At 63.7% G+C, this 446-nt stretch carries 1 protein-coding gene; it reads right to left on the reverse strand.

Annotated elements, in window-relative coordinates; translation table 11 throughout:
* Positions 1 to 446 (reverse strand): HAMP domain-containing protein (locus A7X77_RS31815; protein ID WP_156668227.1); only part of this gene is annotated, 446 nt, incomplete at both ends.

Genomic DNA, 446 nt, shown 5'->3' on the forward strand with positions numbered 1-446 from the left:
GCGAGACGGCGCCCTGGGATAGGCGGCCGAGGCCGGCGGCAAGCTGGTTGACGGCAAAGTCGATCTGGCCGTCGAGCGAACGCTGGTCGGCATCGTTCCTGGCGCGCTCGGCATCGCTGAGTGCGCGCTGTTCGGCCGCCTCGGTTTCCAGGTCACGCCGTGCAAGGGCGCTGTCGCGGAAAAGAGAGAGGGCGCGGCCGATCTCGCCGAACTCGTTCCTCTTCTCGAGACAGGGGATCGCCCCATCGAGATTGCCCGAGGAGATCGCGTGGACGCTGGCGGTCAGCGCCTGCAAAGGCTTAACCGAGAGCCGGATCGCATAGAAGGCGAGAACACCGACGATGAGCATGACGACGGCGCCGATGCCGAGAACCAGGATCAGCAGCTCATTCATGCGCTGATAATAGAACTCCATCGGAATGCCGATGAAGCGAATGCCGACATTG

Source organism: Rhizobium bangladeshense, assembly GCF_001662075.1.
GTDB classification, from domain to species: domain Bacteria; phylum Pseudomonadota; class Alphaproteobacteria; order Rhizobiales; family Rhizobiaceae; genus Rhizobium; species Rhizobium bangladeshense_B.